This window comes from Achromobacter sp. MYb9 (assembly GCF_002975275.1).
In the GTDB taxonomy this organism is placed as follows: Bacteria; Pseudomonadota; Gammaproteobacteria; order Burkholderiales; family Burkholderiaceae_B; genus Achromobacter.
This window is the reverse complement of sequence record NZ_PCOQ01000002.1, coordinates 35,624-55,380: the sequence shown is the minus strand read 5'-3', so window position 1 is coordinate 55,380 and position 19,757 is coordinate 35,624. Positions and strand designations below refer to the sequence as shown.

Sequence of the window (19,757 nt, the reverse complement as noted above, 5' to 3'; positions counted from 1 at the left end):
AAAGCGTTATCGAACCAGACATGTCAGATCAGCAGAACACTACTTCCGAGAACAGCGGCTACGGCGCTGACTCGATCAAGATGCTCAAGGGGCTGGAGGCCGTGCGCAAGCGCCCCGGCATGTACATCGGCGACACGTCCGACGGCACCGGCTTGCACCACATGGTGTTCGAAGTCGTGGATAACGCCATCGACGAAGCCCTGGCCGGCCATTGCGACGATATCGTCGTCACGATCCACACCGACAATTCCATCTCGGTTACCGATAACGGCCGCGGCATCCCGACCGATATCCACAAGGAAGACGAATTCCACCGCAGCGCGGCGGAAATCGTCATGACCGAGCTGCACGCTGGCGGCAAGTTCGACCAGAACTCGTACAAGGTGTCCGGCGGCCTGCACGGCGTGGGCGTGTCTTGCGTGAACGCGCTGTCCGAATGGCTGCGCCTGACCATCCGCCGCAACGGCCAGGTCCACCAGATGGAATTCCGCCAAGGCGCGCGCGTTGCGCCGCTGGCGGTGACCGGCACGACGGACATGCGCGGCACGGAAGTGCGCTTCCTGGCCGACCCGGTCATCTTCAACAACATCGAATACCACTACGAGATCCTCTCCAAGCGCTTGCGCGAGCTCTCGTTCCTGAACAACGGCGTGAAGATCCGCCTGGTTGACCAGCGCCAGGGCAAGGAAGAGAACTTCGCGTTCTCGGGCGGCGTGAAGGGCTTTGTCGAATACATCAACCGCACCAAGACCGTGCTGCACCCGAACGTGTTCTCGGTCACGACCGAGTCCGCCGCCGGCGGCGTATCGGTTGGCGTGGAAGTGGCGATGCAGTGGAACGACAGCTACAGCGAAAGCGTGCTGTGCTTCACCAACAACATTCCGCAGCGCGACGGTGGTTCGCACTTGACCGGCCTGCGCGCGGCCATGACCCGCATCCTGAACAAATACATCGCCGACAACGAGCTGGCCAAGAAGGCCAAGGTCGAAACGTCCGGCGACGACATGCGCGAAGGCCTGGCTTGCGTGCTGTCGGTGAAGGTGCCCGAGCCCAAGTTCAGCAGCCAGACCAAGGACAAGCTGGTGTCCAGCGAAGTGCGTCCGGCCGTTGAAGAAGCCGTGGCCCGCACGCTGGAAACCTGGCTGCTTGAAAACCCGAACGACGCCAAGGCGTTGTGCAACAAGATCGTCGAAGCCGCCCGTGCGCGCGAAGCCGCGCGCAAGGCGCGCGAAATGACGCGCCGCAAGAGCGTGCTGGAAGGCGCAGGCCTGCCCGGCAAGCTGGCCGACTGCCAGGAAAAAGATCCGGCACTGTGCGAGCTGTACATCGTCGAGGGTGACTCCGCAGGCGGCTCGGCCAAGCAAGGCCGCGACCGCAAGTTCCAGGCCATCCTGCCGCTGCGCGGCAAGGTGCTGAACGTGGAAAAGGCGCGCTTTGACCGCCTGATCGCCAGCGAACAGATCGCCACGCTGATCACGGCGCTGGGCACCAGCATCGGCCCTGATTTCAACGTGGAAAAGCTGCGCTACCACCGCCTGATCATCATGACTGACGCGGACGTGGACGGCGCGCACATCCGCACCCTGCTGCTGACGCTCTTGTATCGCCAGATGCCCGAGCTGGTGCAGCGCGGCTACGTGTATATCGCCCAGCCGCCGCTGTACAAGGTGAAGGTCGGCCGCGAAGAACGCTATCTGAAGGACGACCAGGAAGAAGCGCAGTTCATGCTGCAGCTGGCGCTGAAGGATGCCGAGATCATCTCGGGCGGCAACATCATCCGTGGCGAAGAACTGACCGACCTGGCCAGCCAGTACGTGGCGGCCGACGGCGTCATCGCCCGGTTGGCGAAGGTGTTCGACGTGGGCGCGCTGTCGGCCATGGCGGAAGGCGTCGAGATCAACCTGGAAACGGCCGAGTCCACCGCGGATTCCGCCAAGCGTCTGGCCGATGCCATGCGTGACCCGGTCAGCGGCAACGGCGTGGAAGTGGTGCCACAGTTTGATGAAGCCACCGAACGCCATCGCCTGTCGGTGCAGCGCATGCACCACGGCAACGTGCGCGTCAGCATCATCGATGCCGACTTCGTCAACGGCACCGACTACACGATCCTGTCCAAGGCCGCCAAGAGCTTCCTGGGCAAGGTCGGCGCGCGATCGCTGGCCGCGCGTGGCGAGGGCGACAAGCGCAAGGAACAGACCGTGTCCGACTTCCGCGAAGCCATGCAGTGGCTGCGCAGCGAAGCCGACCGCAGCATCTCGAAGCAGCGCTACAAGGGTCTGGGCGAAATGAACCCGGAACAGCTGTGGGAAACCACGATGGACCCGAAGGTGCGCCGCCTGTTGCGCGTGCAGATCGAAGACGCCATTGCGGCGGACGAAGTCTTCACGACGCTGATGGGCGACGACGTCGAACCGCGCCGCGCGTTCATCGAACGCAACGCGCTGTCGGCGGGCAACATCGACGCTTGATCGCGGACGCGGTTGCATGAAGAAGGCCAGCCTGTCGGGCTGGCCTTTTGTTTTTTCTATTGCAAGGATGCAGTGATGGGGAATCGGGCGTGGTTGGTGTTGCAGCGGGAACCGGTTGGCCGGACGCCGTCGGTGGAGATCGCCAGCGCCAATGGCAATCTGCCGACGTTGTGGCAGGTGCTGCTGGCCAACGGCGAATGCGTGGAGGGGGACGCGTCGCAGCGGGTGTTCGGCGATGCCGGCACGGCGGGGCTGGCCGCAACCGCGCACGCGGCGCATGACCGCTTGTGCGAGGTCGCGGCGTTTTTGCTGTCGCATGCGGCCAGCGCCGATGCGGCCTATTGCCTGCAACTGGATGCCGCCGCGACATACCTGGCGGAACGGATCGACCAGGAGCCCGAGGGCGCCGGCTTGTGGATAAGCGCGAATCTGGACGAGTTGGCGTGGATGCATGAGGGGGGCGCGGCGGCGTATGTTGGCCACGTGCGCGCGTTGTGCAATGAGCGCTGGTGGGCCTTGCGCGAGGGCATGGCGGCGCAGGATGTGCCGACCGTCCTGCGGCTGTTGGAGGTGCGTGACGTGGCGGATGACGCCGGCTGGGCCTGGCGGTTTGGGTTGGGCGGCCTGGATCATCCCTATTTTGCCCAGCAGGAGCCGCCGCGCGCCGTTCGTTATGACGACTTCGAGGCGGATGACGGCGAAGAAGAAGGCGGCGAAGAAAGCGAAGGAGATGGCGACGACGGTGACGGCACGCACCTGGGGGGCGGTTTGCATCGCTTTCTTGTGGACAACCTGTGGGGCGTGCGCATGAGGCCCGTCGACGGTGGCAAGGTGGTGGTGGCGCCGCGGTTTGACATGATCTGGGCATTTGAAGACGGTGTCGCCACGGTGTTGAAGCACGACAAGCTGGGCTTGATCGATACCGAAGGCCGCGAGCTGATGACGTGCGAGTTGGACGAGGTGTGGAGTTATTCACAGGGCTTGGCGATGGCGCGCGTTGGCGTGCAAATCGGATTTGTGGATAACCTGGGGGCGTGGGCAATCTCGCCGCGTTTCGAATCCGCGGGCGATTTTTCGCCGGGCGGCCTGGCGCCCGCATACGAAGACGGCCATTGGGGGTTGATTGACCGGCATGGCGCGTGGACGGTGCCGCCGCAATGGGACGACATCAATTGGGACGATGCGCTGCACGCCTACGTGACGCAGCGCGGCGACCTGCACGGCTTGATCGACCCGCATGGCCGACAGGTGTTGGACGCGTTGTACGCGGCCATGGCGCCGGCGGATCCGGTTACGGAGGGGGCGGCGAATACCGCGGAACGGTGGACCAACAATGGGATGCGCGTGCGCGTGCTGACCGACGACGGCAAACGCGGAATCGTCGACGGCCGGGGCGAGGCGATCGTGCCCGTGGCGTATACCGATCTGGGCGACATCGTATGGCTGCCGTCCGATGACCCGGCCGAGATTCCGCCGCCGCCGCGCGGGCAGGAAGGCCGTTATGTGCGCGTGTTGCAGTGCGTGGACCAGGGCGAGTGGGACGAATGGTCCCAGGGGGTCTATGACATGCTGGAACGCCGTGAAGTCCTGCCCTGCGCGCAGCAAATGGTGTTTGGGTTGAAGTGGGCAGAGCGCTACGGCTGGCTGTGCGCGGTGTCGCCTGACGCCGCCGGGCATAGCGAGGATGGCCTGCATATCGGCATCGCGGATGCCCAGGGCGCGTGGCTGCATGAACCGGTCTATGCGTGGATCGGCGCGCCGGCGTCGTTGCGTACCGCGGACGGCGTGCACGGCGGGCCGCCGGCGATCGCGACGTGCTGGGCCCAGGGCTTGCCCGTCCAGGCGCGGCGGGCCGACACGGGCGAGGCGGCGTGGCTGTATTCGGACGGGCGGGCCGGCGCGCAGCCAGGGTTCGAGCCTGCCGGCTAGGGCTGGGTCAAGCCCCGGCGTCGCATACCTGCTTGATCGTCTGCCTTAGCCATCGGTGCGCGGGGTCGCTGTCCAGTCGGGGCGGCCACGCCTGCACCACCCGGACGGGCGCCATCGGGACCGGCACGGCGAAGCTGCGCAAGGCCAGCCCCAGGCGTTCGATGCCCGGCATCAGATGCTGCGGCATGGATGGCAGGATCATGTCGGAATCGGCCAGGGCGAAGATGGCGGCATGGAAGGTAGGGGTGATCAGCGCGACGCGCCGGGACAGGCCCAGATCGCCCAGCGCCAGATCGATGGGGCCTTGCGCGCGGCCGCGCCGCGACACGCTGATGTGGTCGTAGGCGACGAAGCGCTGCGGCGTGATGTCGCCTTGGAAAATGGCGTGGTCCGCGCGGGCCAGGCCACGAAAGGACGTGGTGAACAGCGTCTGCACTTTGATGTCGGCCCCGAATTTCTGCGACGAACCAATGTACAGGTCGGCGTCGCCGGTCAGGGCATCGCCGTCGTCTTCGGCTTCCGACAGGAAGCGCAGCACGGTGTGGGGAGCGTAGCGGCGCAGGTGTTCGCGCAGCCGGCCGCCATAAGCCCCCACGAATACGTCGTTGGACCGCAGGGTGAAGATACGCGTCAGCGTGCCCAGGTTGACGTCCTGGCTGAATGCCGAGAACACCGTTTGCGCCTGTTCCACCACGCTGCGTACCTGATCACGTAGTTCCAGCGCGCGCGGCGTGGGCGCAAGCCCCCGGCCCGATCGCACCAGCACAGGGTCGCCCACGGCTTCGCGGATACGCGCCAGGGTGCGGCTCATGGCCGGCGTGCTGAGGTTGAGGCGGCGCGCCGCGCCGGCGACGCTGCCTTCCTGGATCAACACGTCCAGCGTCAGCAGCAAGTTGAGGTCTGGCGTAGTCATGCCGCCAAGCATAGCGTGCCTGCCCCGCCGGATAGCGGCATTTGGGTTGCGTGGCGCGCAATCGTGAATTGCACGATACGGCATTCCTCAGGCCGTCCGGCAGCGCCACTATTGCGCCCTTGGCGGCGCGTGGGCGCCAGCCAGAGAACCAAGGAGAGAGACATGGCGCTGGACGTTCTGGAGTTGCACCATCATGCGGTGCGCATGCCGCTTGCCAAAGTGGCGGAGATGGGCGCGTTTTATGGAAACGTGCTGGGGCTGGATACGGATAAAGGCCGCTGGGAGATCCCGGGCATTGCGGGGTACTTCCTGGACATGGGCAACGATTGCCAGATCCATCTGCTGGGCAGCGACGGCCCGTCGCCCTATTCCCAAGGGCCGGGCTGCGATCCGGTGGAAAACCACGTGGCGCTGGCCGTGCGGGATATCGCCGAGGCCGAGGCCGAGCTTCGGCGGCAGGCGGTGGACTACTGGAAGCTGGACAACGTGGCGGCCCCCGAATTGATGCAGCTGTTTTTGCGCGACCCGGTGGGCAACCTGATTGAATTGCACCAGATCGGCCGTTGCCGCTGCAAACGCAGCGACCGCCTGTTTGCCGATGCGAAGGCGGCGGCGGGCGCGGCGCCGGCGCAAACCGCGCCGCAAGACTGACGCGGCTGGGGATAAGCCATGTTCATCGATTTGAATGCGCTGGCGGGCCCCACCCGCTACAAGCTGCTGACCGCGGCGATCGTGCCGCGCCCCATCGCCTGGATCGTGTCGCGCGATGGGCGGGGGGCGACGAACGTGGCGCCCTTCTCGTTCTTCAACCTGATGTCGGGCGACCCGCCGCTGATTTGCGTGGGCATCGGGATGCGCGATGGCGCGCCCAAGGACACCGCCCGCAACATCGCCGAGCGCGGCGAGTTCACCGTCAATCTGGTGTCGGTGCGCCTGGCGGCCAGAATGAATGTCACGGCGGTGGATTTTCCCGCCGGCGTGGACGAATCGGTCGAGGCCGGCCTGGTGCTGTCGCCGTCCGAGCGCATCGGCGTGCCGCGGGTGATGCAGTCGCCCGTGGCGTTCGAGTGCCGGGTGCATGAATTGCTGCGCATCGACGGGCGCAGCCTGGTGGTGGCCGACGTGGTGGCGATGCACGTGCAGGATGACCTGGTGGCCGACCGGGAACACCTGTACCTGGACGGCCCGAAAATGGACTTGCTGGCCCGCCTGCATAACCCGGGCTGGTACAGCCGCCCGCAGCCGGCCTTCCAGATGCCGCAGATGAGCCTGGCCCAGTGGGAGGCCTTGAAGCGGTCGGGCGAGGCGGACCGTTATCTGGAGCAGCCGCTGATATAAGGCGGCGCGCGCCGCCCGCTATTCAGCGCGGCGGCCGCGCCTTCAGGTCGGCCATCTCTTCGTTCATCAGCTGGTGCGCATAGCGCGAGAACACGCTGACCAGGCGCGTGCGGGTATGGTACGGCGGGTACAGCAGCGCCACCGTGACCGGCACCGACGGGCTGAAGGGGCGGACCTCGACGCCGTTGGCTTCGTATTCTTCGCGGGCGGCCAGCGGGTTGATCAGGGCCACGCCCAGGCCGGCGCCCACCAGCGCGCATACCGACGAACCCAGTCCGGCTTCGGCCACCGTCTGCCGTTCCACCTTGGCGGCCTTGAAGACGGCGTCGATCTTCTCGCGCAGCGGCGTGGCGCTGGGGAAGGCGATGAACGGCTCGCCAGCAAAGTCAGCGGGTTTCAGCTTTTTCAGCTTGGTCAGGCGGTGCCCTTTGGGCAAGACCGCCACGCAGCTCATCGTCAGCACCGGTTCGACCTGGATGCCGGGGCTGTCGCCCGACAGCATGGCCAGCCCCGTGTCGCAGAACCCCGAACTGATCCAGTTGTGCACCGCGCTGGCGTTGCCGGAGTGAATGGACACCATCACGTCCGGGTACTCCGTCTTGAAGGCCGCGACGATGCGCGCCAGGATGCCGCCGGCCAACCGCGGCATGGCGGCCACGCTCAACCGGCTGGCGCTGAACGAGCGGATGCTGGCCGCCGCCGACTCCAGACCGGCCAGGCCGATGAAGGTCTTTTCGACCTCCTGGAAGAAGCGCGATCCGTCCTGCGTGGGGCTCAGACGGCTGCCGTTGCGGTCGAACAGGGGAAACTGGGTGATCGCTTCCAATTGCGCTATTAAGCGGCTAACGTGCGGCTGCGAGGTATGCACGCGCCGCGCCGCGGCCGTCATCGAGCCGGTCATCATGACGGCTCGGAAGGCCTCGATGTGTCTTAAGCCCATCCGTGGAATGGCCATATCAAATCCGTATAGAGGAATACCTGATTGGAACTGGATAAAACCATACTGCTAGTTGATACTTTTTGCCAGCCGCGGGGCTCATCGCGGGACGCGGCGGACGCCAAACTTTCTGGCGCCGCCGATCGTGAATACAAACACGCGCCGCACGCACGGCGCCAAGGGAATCAGATGAAAGCATTTGCCGCGATCTCCGTCGCCGCCGCCCTGCTGGGCAGCGCCGCCACCGTTCACGCCGAAGGCCCCAGCCGCCTGGACAAGATCCGGGAAACCGGCGTGATCACCCTCGGCCATCCTGAGACCTCGGTCCCCTTCGCGTACCTGGACGGCAACCAGAAGCCGGTCGGTTACACCGTGGAGATCTGCCAGGAAGTCGCCCAGTACGTGAAGACGGCGCTGAAGCTGCCCAAGCTGGACGTGCGCTACAACCCGACGACCTCGGCCACGCGCATCCCGCTGTTGGCCAACGGCACCATCGATCTGGAATGCGGCAACACCACCAACAACCTGGACCGCCACAAGCTGGTGTCGTTCGCGCCCACGACCTTCGTGGCGCAGGTGGTGCTGGTGGCGCGCAAGGACGGCGGCGTGGACCCCAACAACCTGGAATCGTTCCGCGGCAAGACCATCGCGGCCCAGGCCGGCGGCCAGACCTTCCGCCTGATTTCGGGCCTGAACGCCAAGGGCAGCCTGGGCATCACCATGGCGCCCACGAAGGATACCGCCGAGACCATCCTGATGGTGGAATCGGGCCGCGCCGCCGGTTCGGCCAATGACGATGGCATTGCCTATGGCGCCGTGGCGTCCTCGAAGAATCCGGACGCGTTCGTGATCGGCAAGAAGGGCCTGGAAATGGCTCCCTACGGCATCATGGAGCCCAAGGACGACCCGGCCTTCAAGAAGGTGGTGGACGACGCCGTGCGTGACCTGATCAAGACGGGCAAAGTGGCCGCGATCTACGACAAGTACTTCAATTCGCCTATCCCGCCCAAGCAGATCAACCTGAAGTATCCGATGAGCGACGCCCTGAAGCGCGCGCTGGCCAACCCGACCGATTCGGGCGACCCCAAGGCATACGAGTAAGCAGGTTATCCGCGGGACGCCACGCGCGTCCCGCGGCGGTTTTGGGGCAAGGCGCCGCGGCCGGCGCCGATCTAGGGCACAGGCATGAATTACAACTGGAGTTGGAGCGTCTTCCTGGAGATGTCGCCGGACGGCGTGCATACCTTCCTGGAAACGATCCTGATCGGCGTGGGCTGGACGCTGGCGCTGGCATTGACGGCGTGGGTGTTTTCGCTGCTGCTGGGGTCTTGGCTGGGCGTGATGCGCACGGCGCAGTCCCGCCTGATGAACGTGCTGGGCGCGACGTATGTGGAGATCTTCCGCAACGTGCCGCTGCTGGTTCAGATGTTCCTGTGGTATTTCGTGCTGCCCGAACTGTTGCCGCATGCCTGGGGCCTGGCGATGAAGCAGATGCCGCAGCCCTGGGGGCAGTTCGTGCCTGCCGTGCTGTGTCTGGGTTTTTACGGGTCGGCGCGGGTGGCCGAGCAATTGCGCGCGGGCATCCAGTCGTTGCCGCGCGGCCAGTTCCAGGCGGGCACCGCGCTGGGGCTGACCGAGGTGCAGGTGTACCGCTACATCATCCTGCCCGAGGCGTTCCGCATCGTGCTGCCGCCGCTGACGTCGGAATTCATGGGCACCATCAAGTATTCGTCGGTGGCCCTGACGATCGGCCTGTTGGAACTGACCGGCCAGGCGCGCTCCATGCAGGAATTCAGCTTCCATATTTTCGAGGCGTTCTCCGCCGCCACGGTGATCTACCTGATCATCAATGGCATCGTCGTGCTGGGCATGCGCCTGCTTGAGCACCACGTCGCGGTTCCCGGGCTGATCGGTTCGACCGGAAAGAGCCGCTAGGGGGGCGCCATGGGTAAATTCGATTTCGATGTGATCTGGACCGCCCTGCCCTATCTGTTCCAGACGGGCATGACGTTCACCCTGACGCTGACCGCGCTGGCTGCGGTGATGGGCCTGGCGCTGGGCACGCTGCTGGCCATGATGCGGCTGTCGCGCTTCAAGATCCTGTCGGTGCCTGCGGGCATCTATGTGAACGTGATGCGGTCGATCCCGCTGCTGTTGGTGATCTTCTGGTTCTATTTCCTGGTGCCGTACATCGCCGCCTGGGTGGTCGGGTCGCCCACGCCGCTGCGCGTGGGGGCGTTCAATTCCGCGGTGATTACCTTCACCATGTTCGAAGCCGCGTACTTCTGCGAAATCATGCGCGCGGGCATCCAGTCGATCGCGCGCGGCCAGGTGTCGGCCAGCATGGCGATCGGCCTCTCGCCCTGGCAGGGCATGCGCTACGTGGTGCTGCCGCAGGCCTTCCGCAACATGGTGCCGGCGCTGTTGACGCGCGTGATCATCCTGTTCCAGGACACGTCGCTGGTCTACGTGCTGTCGTTGACGGACTTCCTGGGCGCGGCGTCCAAGATCGGCCAGCGCGACGGCCGCCTGGTGGAACTCTATCTCTTCGTGGCGGTGGTGTATTTCGTGATCTGCTTCACGGCATCCCGTCTGGTCAAGCTGCTGGAAAAGCGCACCCGGGTGTTGCGCTGAGCGCCCCGGCACCGCTATCCGTTATCCACAGGTTCTACGATGCAACTCTCTTCGACGCCTCCGATGATCGAGATCAACCAGGTCAGCAAGTGGTATGGCGCTTTCCAGGTGCTGGATGAATGCACGACGAAAGTCGGCAAAGGCGAGGTCGTGGTCGTCTGCGGGCCGTCGGGCTCCGGCAAGTCGACCCTGATCAAGACCGTGAACGCGCTGGAACCTTTCCAGAAGGGCGACATCACGGTCAACGGCATTTCGGTGGGCGATCCGCGCACCAACCTGCCCAAGCTGCGCTCGGTGGCCGGCATGGTGTTCCAGCATTTCGAGCTGTTCCCGCATTTGTCGGTAACCGAAAACCTGTGCCTGGGCCAGGTGAAGGTGCTGCGCCGTAGCAAGGACGAGGCCCGCGCCCGGGCGCTGTCGCTGCTGGAGCGCGTGGGCCTGTCCGCGCACAAGGACAAGCACCCCGGTGAATTGTCGGGCGGCCAGCAGCAGCGTGTCGCGATCGCGCGCGCGCTGTCGATGGATCCGGTGGTGATGTTGTTCGACGAGCCGACCTCGGCGTTGGACCCTGAGATGGTCAACGAGGTGCTGGACGTGATGACGGACCTGGCCGGCGAAGGCATGACGATGATGGTGGTGACCCATGAAATGGGATTCGCCCGCCGCGTCGCCGACCGTGTGGTCTTCATGGACGGCGGCAAGATTGTGGAGGATTGCGCGAAAGACGCATTCTTCGGCAATGTAGAGGAGCGTGCCCCGCGCACGCGCCAGTTTCTTTCCAAAATTCTGCAGCACTGAAAGCCATGACCCAGCGGACCCCCGCCGACCTTCCCAGCGCCCCCGTCGACCTGCGCAGCGATACGGTCACCCACCCCACCGCAGCCATGTACGAGCGCATGCGCACCGCGCCGATCGGCGATGACGGCCTGGACGGCGACCCCACGGTGCGCGCGCTGGAAGCCCACGTGGCGGCGCGCCTGGGCAAGGAGGCCGGACTGTTCGTGCCCAGTTGCACCATGGCCAACCTGCTGGCCGTGCTGTCCCAGACGCAGCGCAACGAGCAAGTCGTGCTGGAGTCGTCCGCCCACATGTTCACGTCCGAGCGCGGCGCCGCCACCTTCACCGGCCTGTTCTACCAAGGCGTGTCCGGCACCGACGGCGCGATGGACCTGAACCGGCTGGACGACGCGCTGCTGTCCGGCGGCCACCGCCTGAAGACCTCGCTGGTGGCCATGGAGACCTCGCACAACAATGCCGGGGGCGCGGTTCTGCCGCTGGACCACATGCGCACGGTGTACGGCATGGCCCACGCCGCCGGCATCCCGGTGCACCTGGACGGTGCGCGCCTGTTCAACGCGGCCGTGGCGCTGGACGTGCCGGCCGCCGAAATCACACAATTCGCCGACACGGTGTCGCTGTGCCTGTCCAAGGGCCTGAGCGCGCCCGTGGGCGCGGTCCTGACGGGCAGCAAGGCGGTGATGTCGCGCGCGCGAACCTTGCGCCGCATGCTGGGCGGCACCCAGCGGCAGTCGGGCATCATGGCGGCGGCCGGGCTGGAGGGCGTGCAGTCGATGACCGGACGGCTGGTCGAAGACCATGCCCGCGCGCGCCGCTTGAGCGACGGCATCAACGGCCTGGCGCCTGCGCTGTCGGCCACCGTGCCGCAGACCAACATCGTGCAGGTCGAGACGGCGGGAACCGGCATGACCAATGCCGAATGGGTGACCGCGCTGCAGGCGCAAGGCCTGCTGACCCGGCCGTGGGGCCGCACGCGCCTGCGCTGCGTGACCCATCGCCATATCGATGACGAAGACATCGACATCGCCGTGCAGGCGTTCGCGAGGGTGCTGGAAAAGCAGTGAAATCGCACCGCCGACAGGGGCCGGCGATGCGATAATGCATAGATGTCCACGACCCACCTAACCCGAAAAGACTATTTCTGCGCACTGGCGGTCGTGGTCATCTGGGGCCTTAATTTTGTTGTCATGAAGGTCGGCATGCGGGGCTTGTCCCCCATGATGCTGGGCGCGCTGCGGTTTGCGCTGGCGGCCTTTCCCCTGATTCTCTTCGTGCGCCGGCCGCAGCTGCCGTGGCACTGGATCGCGGCCTACGGGCTGGTGCAGGGGCTGGGACAATTCGGCCTGTTGTTCACCGCGCTGAAGTTCGGCATGCCCGCGGGCATGGCCTCGCTGGTCATCCAGACGCAGGCGTTCTTCACCTTGCTGCTGGCCGCGCCCGTGCTTGGCGAGCGCGCCCGTCGCCATCACTGGATCGGGCTGGGGGTGGCCGCGGCGGGCCTGGCGGTGATCGCCGGCGGCCGCGGTGAAGGGCCCGGCCAGATGACGATGCTGGGTTTTGCGCTGACGTTGGGCGGCGCGTTCATGTGGGCGGTGTCCAACATGATCGTGCGGCTGGCCAGCCGTAAATCGCCCGGGTACGACCCCTTTGCCTTCATCGCCTGGAGCAGCGCCGCGCCGGTGCTGCCGTTCCTGCTGCTGGCCGTGCTGATCGACGGCTGGGAACCCGTGGTGGGCATGGTGACGGGCATTGGCTGGGGTGAGGCGCTGTCGGTGTTGTACCTGGCGGTATTGGCGACGCTGGTGGCCTACACCTTGTGGACGCAGTTGCTGACGCGCCACCCCGCAGCCAAGATCGCCCCGTTTTCGCTGCTGGTGCCCGTGGTGGGCTTGTGGGCCGCGTCCATGGCCTTTGGCGAGCGTCTGCAGCCGCTGCAATGGATAGGGGCGGCCTGCGTGCTGGCCGGTTTGGTCATCAACCAGGTGGGCGGGCGCTGGATGCGCACCCGCTGACCTTACGGCTGACCGCTAGACCGATGGGATTACGCCATTGCGCCGAGACGGCGCGAGGCGGCGCCGCCTATGCCCACCGCTTCGCCTACACCTGTTCGAAACGAATGTAACGCTTGTCGGTGTATTCCCGGCGCGTGGTGATTTCCTGCACGGTGGCGCCCGGCGGGCCGCGCCGCAACCATTCCAGCATGTGATCCACCTGGTCGGGCGACCCCTGCACCAGGGCTTCGACCGTGCCGTCCAGCAGGTTCTGCACCCATCCCGTCACGCCCAGCAAGTGGGCGCGGCGCACGGTGGCGTGGCGGTACCCCACGCCTTGGACCGTGCCGCTGACGGTGACGAGGACGGTTTCGATATGGGTGTCGGAGCGAGGGGCTTGCATGGATATTTTCCTTCGGATGATGCGCCGCCCGACGCGATGAGCGTAGGCGGTTATGGCTACGGCGGATGGTCTATAGGCCCGGTGGGCATCGAAGCGATACGTTAGAGCACATGTCAAAACGTGCCAACGGGAACGCCCGCTACCAGAGCTTGGAGAAGCCATTATGGAAGAGACCAGTTTGTTGTCGGAAGCAGAGACAGCGCGCTACAGGGACCAGGGGTACCTGGCCCTGAAGGACATGTGCCCGCAGGACGAGGTCGGGTACATCCGCCGGACGCTGCTGGACCTGTTCGCGAACAAGACCGGCTACAACGAGGGTGCGCAGTACGATTTCGTGAGCCGCGACGATCCCTCCAAGCCGGCCAAGTTTCCCAGCCTGCATGATCCGCGCCATTATGCCCCCGGTCTGCTGAAGACGGCGTATCACGAGCGCACGCTGGATCTGGCGCGGCAACTGCTGGGCGACGACGCCGCGCTGTACGGCGAACACGCGCTGCTCAAGCCCGGGCCGCACGGTCCTGAAACGCCGTGGCACCAGGACGAGGCCTTCCGGTCGCCCGACTTCATCTACAACGAATTGAGCATCTGGCTGGCTCTGCAGCCTGCGACCATCGAGAACGGGTGCATGCAGTTCATTCCGGGGTCGAACAAATGGGATGTGCTGGAGCACCGTTCGCCCGGCGGCGACAAGACCCTGCACCCGCTGGAATGCTGCGGCGATTTTTCCCGCGACCAGGCCGTGCCAGAACCGCTGGACCCGGGCGGCATCACCGTGCACGATGCCCGCACGCTGCACTTCACCGGCCCCAATACGTCGCCGTCGCCGCGGCTGGCCTACATCCTGATCTACAACACGCCGCCCGTCTACAAACCGGGCCGGCGTGAATTCCCGTGGTTGGAAGGCCGCTGGACCGACAGCCAGACCCGCAAGAAGCAATGGCATAAGCGCGGCGGCCTGGCCGTCGATGTGATGCGGCGGCTGCCTGGCGCCCGGCTGACCAGTCCGCGCTGGGTGGCTTGGGCCACGATTCGGGCGGTCAGCAAGGTCTGGCCAAGATAGCTTGGGTGGGCAGGGGCCGCAGAGCTCCAGTCCGAGGGGGGCGAACGAGGCCGGCAAGCGACGCTTGCCGGCCTCGGCGCGTATACTGAGCGGCGCCGCGGGGCGTTGCCGCCCCTGCGCAGTGGCGAAGCCGCCGCAGCCGGCGGCACCAGACTCCAGAAAAACGAAACGCAGCTGGCGCACCTCTATCACTCCTCAGACCTCCCATGACCGCTAACCTTTCTACGATCACCTGCATCGAAGATTTGCGCGCCGTTGCGCAAAAGCGCGTGCCGCGCATGTTCTACGACTACGCCGACTCCGGCGCCTGGACCGAAGGCACGTACCGCGCCAATGAAAGCGATTTCCAGAAGATCAAGCTGCGCCAGCGCGTGGCGGTGAACATGGAAGGCCGGTCGCTGCGTACCACCATGGCGGGCCATGATGTCGTGATGCCGCTGGCGATCTCGCCCACCGGCCTGACGGGCATGCAGCATGCGGACGGGGAGATCCTGGCGGCCAAGGCCGCGGCGGATTTCGGCGTGCCGTTCACCTTGTCCACGATGAGCATCTGCTCGCTGGAAGATGTGGCCGAGGCCACCAGGAAGCCGTTCTGGTTCCAGCTTTACGTGATGCGCGATCGCGAGTTCGTGGCCAACCTGATCGACCGGGCCAAGGCCGCGGGCTGCACCGCGCTGGTGCTGACGCTGGACTTGCAGATCCTGGGCCAGCGCCATAAGGACATCAAGAACGGCCTGTCGACGCCCCCCAAGCCCACGCTGCGCAACCTGATCAACCTGGCCACCAAGCCGCGCTGGTGCATGGGCATGCTGGGCACCAAGCGCCGTACCTTCGGCAACATCGTGGGCCACGCCAAAGGCGTCAGCGATCTGTCCTCGCTGTCGTCGTGGACGGCCGAACAGTTCGACCCGCGCCTGAGCTGGGACGACGTGGAATGGATCAAGCAGCGTTGGGGCGGCAAGCTGATCATCAAGGGCATCCTGGATGCCGAAGATGCGCAACTGGCGGCCAATAGCGGCGCCGATGCGCTGATCGTCAGCAACCACGGCGGCCGCCAGCTGGACGGCGCCATGTCATCGATCGCGGCGCTGCCGTCCATCGCCGATGCGGTGGGCTCGAAGATCGAAGTCTGGATGGACGGCGGCATCCGTTCGGGCCAGGACATCCTGAAGGCCGTGGCGCTGGGCGCGCGCGGCACGATGATCGGCCGCGCCTTCCTGTACGGCCTGGGCGCTTACGGCCAGGCGGGCGTGACCCGCGTGCTGGAACTGCTATACAAGGAAATGGATACGACGATGGCGCTGTGTGGCCGCCGCAACATCGAACCGGGCGACCGCAGCATCCTGTTGCCGGGTACGTACCCGACCTGACCTGCCGCGAGTAACGCGCAACGGCCTGGGCATGGGATGCCCAGGCCGTTTTGTTTTGCGGCGCCGTGTCGTCAGCCGGCGTTTCCCGCGCCCAGGTACTGGCTGGGGCGGCGCAGTGCCGGGTCGAAGGGGTTGATCTGCGCGCCGACGGCGTCGGCTTCGCGGCGCAGCATTTCCACGATCAGCGGCAGCCGTTCGTCACTGATGCGTTCGATGGGCGCGGCCACGCTCAGCGCCGCCACGGTTACGCCGTTGGGGTCGTAGACCGGCACCGCCAGCCCCGCGATGTTGGGGAACACGCCCTGCCCCTGGCTGCGTGCGTATTGCAGCTCGAGGCATTCCCGGATGCGCACGCGCATCGAGATTTCGTCCACGAAACCCAGATGATGCAGCCGGGGGATATTGAAGCGGATGACCTCTTCGCGCTCGGCTTCCGGCAGGCTGGCCAGCAGCACCAGGCCGCCCTGGCCCATGCCCAACGGCACCCGTCCGCCGATGTCGCCGGTGTGCGAGCGCACCGGAAACGCGCCGTCCACGCGGTCCACGCAGACGGCGTCGAACCCGCTGCGCACCAACAGGAAAATCGTGTCGTTCAGCATGCCCGACAGGCGCAGCATGGCCGGCCGGTAGAGCGAACGCAGGCTGGACTGATGCGTGCCGGCGGCGGCCGCCAGCGAGAAGAACGCCACGCTGAGCTGATAGCCCTTGCTTTGCGCGGGCTGCTCCACCACGCCTTCCTGCATCAGGCCTTGCAGCACGCGATGCACCGTGGCCTGGGCTTGGCCGGTGCGGGCGGCGATGTCGGTCAGGCGCAGCTTTTCGCCCTTGGCGTCGGCCAACACGCGTAACACGGCAAAGGCCCGCTGCAAGACGCCCTGGCCGCCGGATTCGTCGCTTGTCTCTGATTTCTTCATTCTTCGGTTCCGATAATCAAAATTGCTAGCCGTATTTTTATCAGGAAATTCTATTCGATGGAATTAATGAATAAAAAATTCGATTCTTCGGAAAACCCTAATTGACCCCAGGTTTTGGCGAAACCTAGACTGCCCCATCAAATAAGCCGCCAGGGCGCCGGGGAACCGGCCCGCCTTGGGGGCGCAAAGCCCGCCATGGGCGACGGGGTTTGGAATATGTCATTTCTGCGGCTGGACAACGTCTCGAAGAACTACGGCGACCTGCGCGTCGTTTCCGATCTGAGCCTGGCGGTCGAGCAAGGCGAGTTCGTTTCGCTGCTGGGGCCCTCCGGTTGCGGCAAGACGACGACCCTGCAGATGATCGCCGGCTTTGCCGACGTGACCCGCGGCACCATTACGCTGGACGGGCGCGACATCACGCACGCCAAGCCCAACACGCGCGGTCTGGGGATCGTGTTCCAGAGCTATGCGCTGTTTCCCCACCTGACCGTCACCGACAACGTGGCCTTCGGCCTGAAAATGCGCAACGTCGAGCGCGCCGAACGACAGGAGCGCGTGCGCGAGGCGCTGGCATTGGTCAAGCTGGACAAGCATGCCGACCGCTTTCCGCGCGAACTCTCCGGCGGCCAGCGCCAACGCGTGGCGCTGGCGCGCGCGCTGGTGATCCGGCCGCCCGTGCTGCTGCTGGATGAACCGCTGTCCAACCTGGACGCCAAGCTGCGCGAAGAGATGCAGTTCGAATTGCGCAGCATCCAGAAGAAGATCGGCACGACAACCGTGATGGTCACGCACGATCAGGCCGAAGCGCTATCCATCAGCGACCGCGTCGTGGTCATGCAGGACGGGCGCGCCACGCAGGTGGATGCGCCCTTCCACATGTACGAGCATCCGCAAAGCGAATTCATCTCGCGCTTCGTCGGCAAGACCAATCTGCTGCCGGGCCGGGTCACGCGTTGCGGCGCGCAGGCCGAAATCGAGACCGGCGCGCTGCGCGTCATGGTCGACGGCGAAGGCCTGCGTCATGGCGATAGCGTGCAGCTGTCGCTGCGCCCGGAAAAACTGGTGCCAGTGCCGGCGGGCCAGGGCAAGCTGTCCTGTGTCGTCAGCACGCGTTACTTCCTGGGCAGCCAGTGGATGTACGACCTGGATTCGCCGGTGGGGGCGCTGACCGTCCTGACGCCCAACGACGGCCGCCGCCCGCACGACGACGGCGAGGCCATCGATCTGGACTGGGCCGAAGGCGTGTTGCGCGTGCTGCGCGCACCCGCGCAGGAAGAGGCCTGACATGGCGACGCTGACGCAATCCGGCGCCGCCGCCGGCCCCAAGCCGCGCAACGAAGGCTTGCTTGCCATTCTGGGTTCGCTGCCGCTTGCCATCGTCTTCCTGACGCTGGTCCTGACGCCGCTGGCGTTGACCTTCGTGCTGTCCTTCCGTCCGTTCGACTACGGCGCGGGCATCTTGCCGGGGCACACCTTCGAGCATTATCTGGCGGTCGTCACCGACAGCTATTTTCTGGAGATCTTCTGGCGCACGTTCTGGATCGCCGGCGTCACCACGCTGATCTGCGTGCTGATCGGTGCGCCCGAGGCCTACATCCTGTCGCGCATGGGCAAGCCGTGGCGGTCCATATTCCTGCTGGTAGTGCTGTCGCCATTGCTGATCTCGCTGGTGGTGCGCGCTTTCGGCTGGAGCATGCTGCTGGGCCCGGGCGGGGCCATCGGCCGCGCGGCCGCCGCCCTGGGGATGGGGCCGCTGCTGTACACGCCCACCGCCGTCATCATCGGCCTGGTGCATGTGATGTTGCCGTTCATGGTGATCCCGGTCTGGACGTCGCTGCAGAAGCTGGACCCCACCGTGGAACACGCCGCGCTGTCGCTGAACGCGTCGCGCTTCCAGACGCTGACGCGCATCGTGCTGCCGCAGGCGATGCCGGGCATCCTGTCGGGCAGCCTGATCGTGTTCGGCCTGTCGGCCAGCTCGTTCGCGATTCCCGCGTTGTTGGGCGGCCGCCGCCTGAAGATGGTGGCGACCGTGGTGTACGACGAATTTCTGACCGAGCTGAACTGGCCGCTGGGCGCGGCCATCGCGATCGTGCTGCTGGTGGTCAACGTGATCATCATGATGGCGTACAACCGCGTCGTGGAACGCTCCTACCGCCGCAGCCTGGGCTAGGCCGACAAGGAATCCAACATGCAGAAAAATGGCCCTTTCGCGCTGGCGTTCAACTTCCTGGTGGTGGCGTTCGTGCTGGCGCCGCTGGTTATCGTGTGCCTGGTCGCGTTCACGCCGGACACGACGCTTACGATGCCCACCACAAGCTTTTCGTTGCGCTGGTTCCGCGCGGTGTTCGAACACCCCAACTTCATGCAGGCGTTCCAGAACAGCCTGTGGCTGGCGTTCCTGTCGGCCACCATCGCGGTGTGCCTGGCGGTGCCCGCGGCCATCGCCATCACCCGCTACCGCTTTCCGGGGCGCGACGTGCTCAACGGCCTGTTCCTGTCGCCACTGATGATTCCGCATCTGGTGCTGGGCGTTGCCCTGCTGCGCTTTTTCGCGCTGATGGGCATGGCGGGCAGTTTCCCGTGGCTGGTGGCCGCGCACGTCGTGGTCATCACGCCGTATGTGATGCGGCTGGTGATCGGCGCGCTGGTGGGCTTTGACCGGTCCATCGAGCATGCCGCGCTGTCGCTGGGCGCAAGCCGCGCCACGGTGTTCTTCCAGGTGACGCTGCCGTTGATCATTCCGGGCGTGTCGGGCGGCTGGCTGCTGGCTTTCATCAATAGCTTCGACGAACTCACGATGTCGGTGTTCATCACCGCGCCGTCGACGATCACGCTGCCTGTTCGCATGTACATGTACGCCACCGAATCCATCGACCCGATGATGGCGGCCGTGTCCGCGCTGGTGATCGGGCTGACGGCCGTCACCATGCTGCTGCTGGACCGCGTGTATGGCCTGGACCGCGTGCTGGTGGGGCAGAAATGAACAATCCCGGGGCGAC

Annotated in this window: 19 protein-coding genes; 15 read left to right on the top strand and 4 right to left on the bottom strand. The window is 65.6% G+C overall.

All coding sequences use genetic code 11. The annotated features are described in order from the left end of the window. The first annotated feature begins 20 nt into the window (after window positions 1-20). Together gyrB and CQ050_RS04475 are read left to right on the top strand one after the other, a co-directional pair. Window positions 21-2,468: a DNA topoisomerase (ATP-hydrolyzing) subunit B gene (gyrB, locus tag CQ050_RS04480; RefSeq protein WP_105555640.1), complete on the top strand. Its 2,448-nt coding sequence runs from the start codon at window positions 21-23 to the stop codon at window positions 2,466-2,468. A 75-nt stretch (window positions 2,469-2,543) separates the two neighbouring features. Beyond that, the gene (locus tag CQ050_RS04475) at window positions 2,544-4,397 is read left to right on the top strand and encodes a WG repeat-containing protein (protein WP_146121001.1); all 1,854 of its coding nucleotides are present in this window, start codon (window positions 2,544-2,546) and stop codon (window positions 4,395-4,397) included. Between the two features lie 7 nt (window positions 4,398-4,404). Here the strand turns inward: CQ050_RS04475 and CQ050_RS04470 are convergent, their stop codons facing one another. Next, entirely contained in the window at window positions 4,405-5,310 is a 906-nt protein-coding gene (locus CQ050_RS04470; protein ID WP_105555965.1) for a LysR family transcriptional regulator, read from the bottom strand. A gap of 162 nt (window positions 5,311-5,472) precedes the next feature. On the opposite strand from CQ050_RS04470, the gene CQ050_RS04465 reads away from it, so the two are divergent. Both CQ050_RS04465 and CQ050_RS04460 read left to right on the top strand, forming a co-directional pair. Continuing rightward, complete coding sequence (locus CQ050_RS04465) at window positions 5,473-5,961, top strand: VOC family protein (RefSeq protein ID WP_105555638.1); 489 nt, start codon at window positions 5,473-5,475, stop codon at window positions 5,959-5,961. A gap of 18 nt (window positions 5,962-5,979) precedes the next feature. Then, complete coding sequence (locus CQ050_RS04460) at window positions 5,980-6,648, top strand: flavin reductase family protein (protein ID WP_105555637.1); 669 nt, start codon at window positions 5,980-5,982, stop codon at window positions 6,646-6,648. Between the two features lie 22 nt (window positions 6,649-6,670). Here CQ050_RS04460 and CQ050_RS04455 read toward each other — a convergent pair whose 3' ends face one another. Next, window positions 6,671-7,603 (bottom strand): LysR substrate-binding domain-containing protein, encoded by a 933-nt coding sequence (locus CQ050_RS04455; protein ID WP_105555636.1) that lies wholly within the window; start codon window positions 7,601-7,603, stop codon window positions 6,671-6,673. Window positions 7,604-7,774: 171 nt separating this feature from the next. Here CQ050_RS04455 and CQ050_RS04450 point away from each other — a divergent pair, with 171 nt between their 5' ends. The 6 genes from CQ050_RS04450 (at window position 7,775) to CQ050_RS04425 (ending at window position 13,029) form a co-directional block, all read left to right on the top strand. After that, on the top strand, window positions 7,775-8,686 hold the full coding sequence (locus CQ050_RS04450) for an amino acid ABC transporter substrate-binding protein (RefSeq protein WP_105555635.1): 912 nt from the start codon (window positions 7,775-7,777) through the stop codon (window positions 8,684-8,686). Window positions 8,687-8,770: 84 nt separating this feature from the next. Continuing rightward, entirely contained in the window at window positions 8,771-9,520 is a 750-nt protein-coding gene (locus CQ050_RS04445) for an amino acid ABC transporter permease (RefSeq protein ID WP_105555634.1), read from the top strand. Window positions 9,521-9,529: 9 nt separating this feature from the next. Continuing rightward, window positions 9,530-10,219: an amino acid ABC transporter permease gene (locus CQ050_RS04440; protein WP_105555633.1), complete on the top strand. Its 690-nt coding sequence runs from the start codon at window positions 9,530-9,532 to the stop codon at window positions 10,217-10,219. A 63-nt stretch (window positions 10,220-10,282) separates the two neighbouring features. Then, complete coding sequence (locus CQ050_RS04435; protein WP_105555632.1) at window positions 10,283-11,017, top strand: amino acid ABC transporter ATP-binding protein; 735 nt, start codon at window positions 10,283-10,285, stop codon at window positions 11,015-11,017. A 5-nt stretch (window positions 11,018-11,022) separates the two neighbouring features. Further along, complete coding sequence (locus tag CQ050_RS04430; protein ID WP_105555631.1) at window positions 11,023-12,081, top strand: low specificity L-threonine aldolase; 1,059 nt, start codon at window positions 11,023-11,025, stop codon at window positions 12,079-12,081. A 42-nt stretch (window positions 12,082-12,123) separates the two neighbouring features. Further along, window positions 12,124-13,029 (top strand): EamA family transporter, encoded by a 906-nt coding sequence (locus tag CQ050_RS04425; RefSeq protein WP_105555630.1) that lies wholly within the window; start codon window positions 12,124-12,126, stop codon window positions 13,027-13,029. Window positions 13,030-13,114: 85 nt separating this feature from the next. Here CQ050_RS04425 and CQ050_RS04420 read toward each other — a convergent pair whose 3' ends face one another. Beyond that, window positions 13,115-13,411, bottom strand: coding sequence for an acylphosphatase (locus tag CQ050_RS04420; RefSeq protein ID WP_105555629.1), 297 nt, complete (start codon window positions 13,409-13,411; stop codon window positions 13,115-13,117). Window positions 13,412-13,574: 163 nt separating this feature from the next. On the opposite strand from CQ050_RS04420, the gene CQ050_RS04415 reads away from it, so the two are divergent. Next, window positions 13,575-14,471: a phytanoyl-CoA dioxygenase family protein gene (locus tag CQ050_RS04415; protein WP_105555628.1), complete on the top strand. Its 897-nt coding sequence runs from the start codon at window positions 13,575-13,577 to the stop codon at window positions 14,469-14,471. 206 nt (window positions 14,472-14,677) lie between these two features. Next, window positions 14,678-15,841 (top strand): alpha-hydroxy acid oxidase, encoded by a 1,164-nt coding sequence (locus CQ050_RS04410; protein ID WP_105555627.1) that lies wholly within the window; start codon window positions 14,678-14,680, stop codon window positions 15,839-15,841. Window positions 15,842-15,912: 71 nt separating this feature from the next. On the opposite strand, the gene CQ050_RS04405 is transcribed toward CQ050_RS04410, so the two are convergent. After that, on the bottom strand, window positions 15,913-16,755 hold the full coding sequence (locus CQ050_RS04405) for an IclR family transcriptional regulator (protein ID WP_105555626.1): 843 nt from the start codon (window positions 16,753-16,755) through the stop codon (window positions 15,913-15,915). Between the two features lie 216 nt (window positions 16,756-16,971). Between CQ050_RS04405 and CQ050_RS04400 the strand changes: the two genes are divergently transcribed. From CQ050_RS04400 to CQ050_RS04390, 3 genes are read left to right on the top strand one after another with little or no spacing between them, the layout of a single operon-like run. Next, a complete protein-coding gene (locus CQ050_RS04400; RefSeq protein WP_105555964.1) occupies window positions 16,972-18,039 on the top strand; it encodes an ABC transporter ATP-binding protein in 1,068 nt (355 codons plus the stop codon). Between the two features lies 1 nt (window position 18,040). Further along, window positions 18,041-18,928 (top strand): ABC transporter permease, encoded by an 888-nt coding sequence (locus tag CQ050_RS04395; RefSeq protein WP_105555625.1) that lies wholly within the window; start codon window positions 18,041-18,043, stop codon window positions 18,926-18,928. A gap of 18 nt (window positions 18,929-18,946) precedes the next feature. Continuing rightward, window positions 18,947-19,741, top strand: a complete 795-nt coding sequence (locus CQ050_RS04390; RefSeq protein ID WP_105555624.1) for an ABC transporter permease — start codon at window positions 18,947-18,949, stop codon at window positions 19,739-19,741. Window positions 19,742-19,757: the final 16 nt, after the last annotated feature.